The 9,150-nt window shown below is 66.8% G+C and carries 11 protein-coding genes; 5 read left to right on the forward strand and 6 right to left on the reverse strand.

All coding sequences use genetic code 11. The features are described 5' to 3' along the window. The coding region (locus Q1J95_RS11620) for a prephenate dehydratase domain-containing protein (protein WP_300267731.1) at positions 1–579 on the forward strand (579 nt) is incomplete at its 5' end. Positions 580–715: 136 nt separating this feature from the next. Here the strand turns inward: Q1J95_RS11620 and Q1J95_RS11625 are convergent. After that, complete coding sequence (locus Q1J95_RS11625; RefSeq protein ID WP_300267733.1) at positions 716–1,762, reverse strand: LLM class flavin-dependent oxidoreductase; 1,047 nt, start codon at positions 1,760–1,762, stop codon at positions 716–718. 72 nt (positions 1,763–1,834) lie between these two features. Between Q1J95_RS11625 and Q1J95_RS11630 the strand changes: the two genes are divergently transcribed. Next, on the forward strand, positions 1,835–3,565 hold the full coding sequence (locus Q1J95_RS11630) for a cation:proton antiporter (protein WP_300267735.1): 1,731 nt from the start codon (positions 1,835–1,837) through the stop codon (positions 3,563–3,565). Between the two features lie 150 nt (positions 3,566–3,715). On the opposite strand, the gene Q1J95_RS11635 is transcribed toward Q1J95_RS11630, so the two are convergent. Next, positions 3,716–5,134, reverse strand: coding sequence for a dicarboxylate/amino acid:cation symporter (locus tag Q1J95_RS11635; protein ID WP_300267736.1), 1,419 nt, complete (start codon positions 5,132–5,134; stop codon positions 3,716–3,718). Positions 5,135–5,355: 221 nt separating this feature from the next. Here Q1J95_RS11635 and Q1J95_RS11640 point away from each other — a divergent pair, with 221 nt between their 5' ends. The 3 genes from Q1J95_RS11640 to Q1J95_RS11650 all read left to right on the forward strand — a co-directional run bounded on the left by Q1J95_RS11640 (position 5,356) and on the right by Q1J95_RS11650 (position 7,126). Next, positions 5,356–6,096, forward strand: coding sequence for a glucose 1-dehydrogenase (locus Q1J95_RS11640; RefSeq protein WP_300267737.1), 741 nt, complete (start codon positions 5,356–5,358; stop codon positions 6,094–6,096). An 83-nt stretch (positions 6,097–6,179) separates the two neighbouring features. Then, positions 6,180–6,770, forward strand: coding sequence for a TetR/AcrR family transcriptional regulator (locus Q1J95_RS11645; RefSeq protein WP_300267738.1), 591 nt, complete (start codon positions 6,180–6,182; stop codon positions 6,768–6,770). Positions 6,771–6,829: 59 nt separating this feature from the next. Continuing rightward, on the forward strand, positions 6,830–7,126 hold the full coding sequence (locus Q1J95_RS11650; protein ID WP_300267739.1) for a hypothetical protein: 297 nt from the start codon (positions 6,830–6,832) through the stop codon (positions 7,124–7,126). A 42-nt stretch (positions 7,127–7,168) separates the two neighbouring features. Here the strand turns inward: Q1J95_RS11650 and Q1J95_RS11655 are convergent, their stop codons facing one another. Genes Q1J95_RS11655 through Q1J95_RS11670 form a run of 4 tightly spaced genes read right to left on the reverse strand, consistent with a single transcriptional unit; the run spans position 7,169 to position 8,854 of the window. Then, positions 7,169–7,390, reverse strand: a complete 222-nt coding sequence (locus Q1J95_RS11655) for a hypothetical protein (RefSeq protein ID WP_300267741.1) — start codon at positions 7,388–7,390, stop codon at positions 7,169–7,171. Further along, positions 7,387–7,632 carry a helix-turn-helix transcriptional regulator gene (locus Q1J95_RS11660; RefSeq protein WP_300267742.1) on the reverse strand — a complete coding sequence of 82 codons (246 nt, stop codon included), beginning with the start codon at positions 7,630–7,632 and terminating at the stop codon, positions 7,387–7,389. Before Q1J95_RS11660 ends, Q1J95_RS11655 begins: the two co-directional genes overlap by 4 nt. Further along, positions 7,629–8,243: a hypothetical protein gene (locus Q1J95_RS11665; protein WP_300267744.1), complete on the reverse strand. Its 615-nt coding sequence runs from the start codon at positions 8,241–8,243 to the stop codon at positions 7,629–7,631. Before Q1J95_RS11665 ends, Q1J95_RS11660 begins: the two co-directional genes overlap by 4 nt. Beyond that, positions 8,243–8,854, reverse strand: a complete 612-nt coding sequence (locus tag Q1J95_RS11670; protein ID WP_300267746.1) for a hypothetical protein — start codon at positions 8,852–8,854, stop codon at positions 8,243–8,245. The genes Q1J95_RS11665 and Q1J95_RS11670 overlap by 1 nt, the downstream gene beginning before the upstream one ends. Positions 8,855–9,150 lie beyond the last annotated feature (296 nt).

Consider the following 9,150-nt stretch of genomic DNA (forward strand, 5'->3'; position numbering starts at 1 on the left):
GAGAAGCTGCCGAACCACTCTCATGTTCCGGCGGCCAGCAACGTGGCATCCGCCATCGGGGTGCTTGATGGATCGCTTCCCGCGCAGGCGGCTATCGCGCCCCCGGGAATCGTGCAGCACTACGACGTCGACGTGCTCGCCTCCGAGATCGGCGACAACACATCTGCCGTCACGCGTTTCGTGTTGGTGACGCGCACGGCCCGGCCGTCGAACCCGACCGGCGCCGACAAGACCTCGCTGATCGTCGAGCTGCCCGATGACGAGCCCGGGGCGCTGTTGAACATGCTCGAGCAGTTCTCGACCCGCGGCATCAACCTATCGCTCATCGAATCGCGGCCGATCGGCGACGAGCTCGGTCGCTACCGCTTCGTGATCGACGCCGACGGGCATGTGCAGGACGAGCGGATGGCCGACGCGTTGCTCGGCATCCGCCGGTACAGTCCGCGGGTGGTGTTCCTCGGGTCGTACCCGCGCGCAGACCATCGCATCGTGCAGTACCCGGAACGCTACTCCGACGACGTGTTCGTCGAGGCGCGGGACTGGCTGCGCGATCTCGTGTCGGGGGCGCCGGACGAGTAGGCCGGGGTGCGCCTGGTGCGAGGCGGCGGATGCTGCGCGAGTGCGTGCCGTGCTGGATACGTTTGGTCGGGTATGGGCGCGCGAAGGCGGCGGGAAGTATCCGGGATACGTTTCGTTGGGTGACGGATGCTGCCGCCTACAGCGCCTCGGCGACCAACTCGAGGGTCTGCGCGCGTCCGGCGGGCGAGTCCTTCGGTTCGGACTCGTAAGCCCCGGCGACGGGTGAGAGCATGACCTCGTCGACGCCGAACTTCGCCGCGAACTCTCGCACCTCGGCGGCGACGGTCGCACCGGTTCCGACGAACCAGCGTGAGCGTGCGGCCTCGACGATCTGATCGGTGGCGGGGTCGTGCTCGGCTCCGACGGCTTCTTCCACGGTCTCGAGCGCGATGAGCGGCTTGTTCAGGCGCAGGCGCGACATCATGCGCAACTGCGGCAGGGCGCGCTCTTCCGCCTCGGCAGCAGTGGGCGCGGCGACCGCGTTGACGGTGAGGAACGTCTGCGGTTCGGGGTGCGCCTCGCTGGGCTGGTACGTGCCGCGGTACAGGTCGAGGGCGCGTTCGAGCCCGTGCCCGGAGAAGTGGTTCGCGAACACATAGGGCAGGCCCTGCGATGCTGCGAGCTGGGCGGAGTAGTCGCTGGATCCCAGCAGCCACACCTCGGGTGTTCCGGTCGCGGCCGGGGTCGAGTGCACGGTGTATTCGCCGCCGGAGGTGAAGCGCACGGTCGCGCCCTCGCCTGACATCAACAGTGCGATGTCTTGCACGTGCTGGGGGAACTGCTCGACGTCGCTCGGGGTTCCCGACGCGCGCAGCAGCTGGGTGATGACCGGGTCGCTGCCGGGGGCGCGGCCGAGACCGAGATCGATGCGTCCAGGGGCGATGGCCTCGAGTGCGGCGAACTGCTCGGCGACGATGAGCGGCGCGTGGTTCGGGAGCATGACGCCGCCGGATCCGAGCCGAATCCGCTGCGTGCGACCGGCCGCGGCCGCGATCAGCACCGGCGGAGTCGTGGATGCCACGGCAGGCATGTTGTGGTGCTCGGCGAACCAGTATCGGCGATAGCCGAGCCGGTCGGCGTGGGCGGCGAGCGTGAGGGACGCCGCGACGGCCTCTCGGCTGGTCTGCCCCGTGCGCACGGGAACGAGATCGAGTACGGAAAGGGCGGGGGCTACGGCAGTCATCAGAGGGTGCAACCGTTTCGTTCTCGGCGGAATTCCCTCCCGAGAGAAAAGGCACGCCGTTATTCTTAGCCAATGGATGCCGCGCTGTTCTATGTGCTTGTCGGAGCCGTCATCGTGGCAGCCATCGCCCGCTGGCGCGGGTGGCCGGCACCGCTGCTTGTGACGGTTGTGGCGCTCGCGGCATCCTTCCTGCCGTTCATTCCGGAGATAGATATCGACGGCCACGTGCTGTTGAGTCTCGTGCTGCCGCCGCTGCTGTATTCGGCGGCGCTGGATGTTTCGTTCGTCGGGTTCAAGCGCAGTCTGCCGCAGATTCGACGGCTTGGCATCTGGCTGGTGCTGCTGACGGCGGGGCTGGTCGGGCTCGTCGCGTGGTTGATCTTTCCGGCTCTGACGCTTCCGGGCGCCCTGCTGCTGGGTGCGATCGTCGCGCCGCCGGATGCTGTTTCCGCTGCCGCGATCGGCCGAAAGCTGGGCCTTCCGAGGCGAGTGATGACGGTGCTGTCGGGGGAAAGCCTGATCAACGATGCGACCTCGTTGACGCTTTATCGCGTGTTCGCGGCGATCATTGCCGGAGCGACGCTGACGGCGTGGGACGGCGTGTGGCAGTTCGTGCTCGCGGTTGTGCTGGGGGTCGTGATCGGTCTGGTGTTCGGCATCCTGCTGCATCAACTGCGGATGCGTGTGGCGGATCCGGTCGTGATCGGCACGTTCGGCCTGCTCGTGCCGTTCGGGGCCTATGCGATCGCCGAGCACCTGGGCGGGTCGGGTGTGCTGGCGGTCGTCGCGATGGGACTGTATGTCGGATACAACGCTCCGCGCACGGATTACCGTACGCGGCAGCAGGAGGCTCCGCTGTGGCTGTCGGCCGACCTGCTGCTGGAGAGTTTCGTGTTCGCATACATCGGGTTGCAGTTCCGGCGGGTGCTGGACGACCTCAGTGACGAGTCGGTGGAGCACATTCTCTGGCTCTCGGCGGCTGTGCTTGGTGTCGTGCTGCTGGTGCGTCCGCTGTACATCTATCCGGCGCATGCGCTCGCGCGGTTCTGGGAGCGCCAACGGCTGCGTCGGTGGGAGCGGGCCGTGGCGAAGGGGCGCTTCGATGCGGAGCGGCACGGACGTGGGCGTGAGCGTGGGCCCGGGCGTGCGCCCTTGACGGCGGAGCAGATGCGCGAGCGCCTGACCGAGCCCGCGTTGGATTGGAAAGACAACGCCGTGATCTCGTGGGCGGGAATGCGCGGGGTCGTGACGCTGGCGACCGCGCTCGCCGCGGCTGACATCGCAGCGCTGCCGACGGGGCCGTCGCACGCGATCGTCATCGTCGCGTTCATCGTCACGGTTGCGACGCTGCTGTTGCAGGGACTGACCCTTCCGCTGCTGATCCGCTGGCTGGGCGTGGCGAGCGAGGTTGATCACGAGGCGGATGCGCGGGCGCTCGCATCTGTGCGCGCGCGCAGCAAGCAGGCGGGCAAGGCCTATCTTGCTGAGCAGCGAGAGGTGTGGGCGAAGAAGTACGGAACGGCCGATCTGCGTATCTTCGACGCGTTCGCCGGTCGCATGACGAAGGTCGAGACCGAGACCGATCACGCGCAGGAGGCGGAAGAGGTGACGGCGCGGCCGTCATATGAGGATCTGGTCGCGCTGTCGCGCGGCTGGCTTCAGGTGCGGCGCGAGGTGCTGCTCGACGAGCGCGACGCCGGGAACCTCGACGAAGAGGTGATGCGTGAGCTCATCACGGCGATGGATGCTGAGGAGCTCGCCCTCGACTCCCGCGGCGCGACCCGCCCGCAGTCGCGGGCGTAGGTCGCATCGGGTCGTGCGGTGTGGATGACCCGTATGCCGAGACCCCGTCTCGCCGCCGACACCCCGCCGACGGGGTCTCGACGAGAAGACGGGGTCTCGACGTGAGGGATTGGGTGTGCGAGGGGGATTGGGTGTGCGAGGGGTGTCGCGTCAGCGGGATGGCGTGGCGGCGGATGCCACGGCATCCGACTCTGCGGCATCCTCGTCCGTCTCGTCGGCGAAGGGCAGGCCCTCGCGACGCGCGTTGTAGAGGTCTTCGTCGAGGATTCCCTCGCGCTTGGCGACGATCGTCGGGATGAGCGCCTGGCCTGCGACGTTGACCGCGGTGCGGCCCATGTCGAGGATCGGGTCGATCGCGAGGAGCAGACCGACGCCCTCGAGCGGCAGGCCGAGGGTCGACAGCGTGAGGGTCAGCATGACGGTCGCGCCGGTGGTGCCGGCGGTCGCGGCCGAGCCCACGACCGAGACGATCACGATGAGCAGGTACTGGATGAAACTCAGCTCGACGCCGAAGAACTGGGCGACGAAGATCGCGGCGATGGCCGGGTAGATTGCGGCGCATCCGTCCATCTTCGTGGTCGAGCCGAACGGCACGGCGAACGACGCGTACGAGGTGGGGACGCCGAAGTTTCGCTCGGTGACGCGCTGCGTGAGCGGCAGGGTGCCGAGGGAGGAGCGGCTCACGAAGCCGAGCTGCACGGCGGGCCAGACGCCCGTGAAGTACTGCTTGATCGACAGGCCGTGCGTCTTCACGAGCACCGGGTAGACGACGAAGAGCACGAGGGCCAGACCGATGTAGATGGCGGCGGCGAACCAGGCGAGGGAGGTGAGTTTGCCCCAGCCGTAGTTGACGACGGCGGCGCCGATGAGCCCGAAGGTTCCGATCGGTGCGATGCGGATGATCCACCACAGCACACGCTGGATGACCTTCAGCAGCGACTCGGTGAAGGCGAGGAAGGGCTCGGCCTTCTTGCCGGCCTTGAGCGCAGCGATGCCGACGACGGCTGCGACGACGATGATCTGCAGGATGTTGAAGCTGATGCTCGTGGACGCCGCACCGGTGTCGGCGTCGATGCTGGTCGAGGCGCCGAGGCCGAGGAAGTTGTGCGGGATGAGTCCGATAAGGAAGTTCCACCAGGTGCCGACGCTGCGCGGCTCGCCGGTTTCGAGGCCCTCACCGGCGCGGGAGCCGGGCTGGATCACGAGGCCCAGGACGATGCCGATGACGACGGCGATGAAGGCCGTGATCGCGAACCAGAGGAGCGTCTGGCCAGCCAGGCGCGCGGCGTTCTGTACACGGCGCAGGTTGGAGATGCTGGCGACGATCGCGGTGAACACCAGGGGGACGACCGCGGCGCGCAGCAGCGTGACGTACGAGCTGCCGATGGTGTCGAGCGTGTCGGAGAGGGCTGTGGGGTTGTCCGGGCTGGCGCCGAGCCGCACGGCGATGAGCCCCACGACGATACCGAGGACGAGGGCGGCGAGGATCTGAAACCCGAACGAGGTCAGGAGCTTCCGGACGGGTCCGCGGGTGTCGGGTGCTTTCGGGGCGCGGGCAGTGGTGCTCATGTCTCTCCAGGTCTGGGACGGCGCAGACGCGCGCCTTGAAAGTCAACGCTATTTGCGTGCATGCATTCCGGGGCGGAGATGACGAAGGATGACGCAGACGAAAGCATCCGCCCACCCCCTAATCAACACATGTAGAATAGCCCGCGACGGGACCAACGAAGCGCCCCGCCGGCCCGGGGTCGGATGATCGCCGGGTCCTGACGACAGAAAGGTGGCACACAATGGCACGCGTCAGCGGCAAGATCGCACTCATCAGCGGCGGAGCCCGGGGCATGGGAGCGTCGCACGCCAGGCTCCTCGTTCAGGAGGGGGCGAAGGTCGTCATCGGCGACATCCTCGACGAACCGGGCCAGGCTCTGGCATCCGAACTCGGGGATGCCGCGCACTACGTGCACCTCGACGTCACCGACTACTCTCAGTGGGAGGCCGCGGTGAAGGCAGCGGTCGACACGTTCGGCGGCCTCGACATCGTCGTCAACAACGCCGGCATCGCCAACTTCGGCCCCATCGAGGAGTACACCCTCGACGCGTGGGACACGATCATCGGCATCAATCTCACCGGCGTTTTCTACGGAATCAAGGCCGCGATCCCGGCGCTGAAGGAGTCCAAGGCCGGCTCGATCATCAACGTCTCCTCCACCGCGGGGCTACAGGGGTACGAGGCTCTTCCCGGATACAACGCGGCGAAATACGGCGTGCGCGGACTCACGAAGAACGCGGCGCTCGACCTCGGCCGCTACAACATCCGGGTGAACTCGGTCCACCCCGGCGTGATCCGCACGCCGATGACCGACGAGCTCGAGACCCCGCAGAACCATGTCGCCTTGCATCGCGTCGGCGAGCCGATCGAGCTGTCGAACCTCATCCTGTTCCTCGCCAGTGACGAATCCAGCTTCTCCACCGGCGCCGAGTTCGTCGCCGACGGCGGCGAGACGGCCGGACTCTCGCACTACGAGTCCTGAGCAGAAGGGCGGATGCTGCCGGCACACTGGCCGGCGGCATCCGACCTCTCCGGCGCCCGCTCGAGGGCGCCTAAGGTGAACAGGTGATCGAAGATCCGAGACAGCGCCGCACCCGGGAACTCCTGGGTGCGGCGCTCGCGCGTCTGCTGCAGAACGCCCCGCTCGACGACATCTCGGTCGCCGCGCTGTGCCGCGAGGCCGGCGTGCACCGCACCACCTTCTACGCCCACGCCGACAGCGTGCACGATTTCGCGCTCGCCGAGTTCAGCCGCAGCATCGATCGGCTCAGCGAGGTGACGGTCGAGCCCGGCGAGAGCTCGCCAGCGCACGTCGCCGCGCGGTACTCCGCGTCGCTGCGGCAGGTGCTTCAGCACGTCGTCGATGACCGCGATGCTTACCGGGCGCTGTTCGGATCGAGTACGCGCGGCGTCTTCCGCGGCGTGCTCGATGCGCGATTGCGCGAGCGCGCGCGCCTCGCGATCGAGGTGTGGGTTCGCGAAGGCGTGGCTGGGGCGCCGCGCGAGGAGAGCGCCGTCACCGAGGCGGGCGCCTTCATCGCCGGCGCGCTCACGGGAGCCATCGAGGTGTGGGCGCACAGCGACGATGAGGATGCGGATGCCGCGGCCGCCCGCCTCTCTCGCCTGATGCCGCGGTGGTGGCCGGACCCGGCATGAGTTCTCCACAAATACTCGAAACTATTCCCGAATGTCTGTGGCATCTGAGAATATGAAGTATGGCAAATTTTACCGACGTCGCGGCGTTGATCCCCACCCTGCTCGGGTGCGGCGCCGACGTCGATGATGCCGACTGCGCTCGGGCGTCGATGATGCGCATGTCAGATGCCGATGTCGTGAAGATCCTCGAAGAGACGGCAGCGCGTGTCGATCTCCGGGTCTGGCGCGTGTCGATCCCTGAACCTGGTGCGTCAATCTCTGAGTCTGGCGAAGGGCGCGACCGCGCTGTCGGCGAAGCCCCGAGCTTCGATTCTCAAGCCTGCCTGCCGAAGGGACGAACCGCAGGTGGCACCTGAACTTCGATCCTTGAGTCGTCGAACGGCGCGACCCGTGCGAACCTACCGGCGGTTGCGGGGATGCTGCTTCGCGGTGCGCTCATTGCCGCGCTTGTAGTTACCCGTCCAGCGTGCCATCGTGCCCTGCGGATCCGACTCGGCTTCAGCCAGAAACTCCCTGGCTCGACGACCGCGCAGAACGGTCGCCGTGCGCCCATGGTGCGTGATGACGACGGTGCCGTCGTTGCGCACGGTGTACTCGAACCCTTCCGCCACCCCCATCATGCGCTCTCTTCGGCAGGCGCCAGCACCAGCAGGTCACCGACTTCGCACTCGAGCGCATCGCAGATCGCCCGCAGCGTCGAGTACCGGATCGCCCGCGCCCGGTCGTTCTTCAACACCGACAGGTTCACGATCGACACGCCGACCCGTGAGCTCAGCTCCGTCAGCGTCATCCCCCGAGCGGCGAGTAGCTCGTCGAGGCGACAGTGGATGCCGGTCTCTTCCTCGTCCGCCGCAGGACTCATACCAGCCCCTCAGTTTCCTTCTGCAGCAAGGCACCGCGGCGGAAGACAACGATCAGCACCGCCACGGCGAAAGCGACGCCGAACAGCGGCAACTGCTCGAAGAACAACTGACGCTGTTCGTCGAAACTCCCGCCGACCGCCGCGAACACTCCGTTCAGACCCATCGTGCGAAACGCCATGGTGCACAGCGCCGCCCCTGTCAACGACAGTGAAATCGCCGCCAGCAGACGGATGTTGATGCGGTCGAAAACGCTTCCGCGCAGAAGCCGGACGCAGAGCGCAGCCACGAGAACGGCCGCTCCGATCAGGCCGACCGCACCGAGCGCGATGCTCAGCACGAGGCACACGATGCTGACCGTATTGACTCCCGGCACGATCAGCACCGCCGAATCCATCACCGCCGAAACACCCGATCCGACGCCGGCCTCGATCTGCTGCGGAGGCAACGGTGAGCGGGCGCTGATCGCGCCGGGCGTTGAGAACAGCTCCAGAATCCGCCGGATGCTGTCATAGAGCACGAATCCCGAGGCGATCAGAGCCCACCCGACCCCGTAGAGCAGATCATGCTGCTGTCCCCTCAGGGCATTCTGTCCCTTTGCGTCCTTCGTCATCAGACCAGCCCCTCCGTCTCGCGCTGCAACCGCTGCCCCACCTCGAACGCCGTCGCCACCAGAGCGAGCGCGATGCCCCAGCCGATCGGCGCCGGGTTCAACTCGTACATCAGCATCCAGAACTCGCCTGTGTCAGCGAGAGGCAGCTGTGCAACCATTTCCGCACGCGCGAACGCGCCGAACATCGGAGCGAGCATTCCCGCCACGATCAGCGCGAACGACGCCGTCACCAACATCGGCACCATCGATCGCCGGAAAGCCCGCTGCCTGATCAGCGAGAACCCCAACCACCACAGCGACGCGCACACGATCACGGTCGCGAGCGCAGGGAGCGCGACCTCCAGCAGCAAGAGCCAGCGGATGCCGGCATCCAGAGCCTCGAATGACACCAGCGACTGCGTGTACTCCGCCGCGGTGACGCCCGAAGCATCGGCCAGCGACGCCATCGGCGCATCGTGCACCGGCAGACTGACCGCGACGGGTGACGCGAAGATCTCCACCCCCGCGCCGACCGCCCCCACGACCACCGCGGCGCCGATGCTTACGGCCCCCGTCGCCACTAAGCCCAGCGACAACGCTTCGAGCCTCGACGGCCCACGATTACGAGACATCACACCCTCCATATCGATATTCGTTGTTATCGATGTTCGTTAACATATCGATTCTCGATAAGCATGTCAACGGCCCTTCGACAGGCTCAGGGGCGAAGCCGGCCGAGACTATATGCCGACGGCGAACACGGCCTTACCGGGCTCACCTGGTCGTTACTCTCGATGTACAGGCGCTTACCGCGTCTTCGCCGTTGTAGAACAACACGTGCGACAAGGAGTCACAGCATGTTCGAGAGATTCACGGACCGAGCCCGTCGTGTGGTCGTCCTCGCCCAAGAAGAGGCGAAGATGCTCAA

The organism is Microbacterium sp., assembly GCF_029263575.1.
GTDB lineage: Bacteria > Actinomycetota > Actinomycetes > Actinomycetales > Microbacteriaceae > Microbacterium.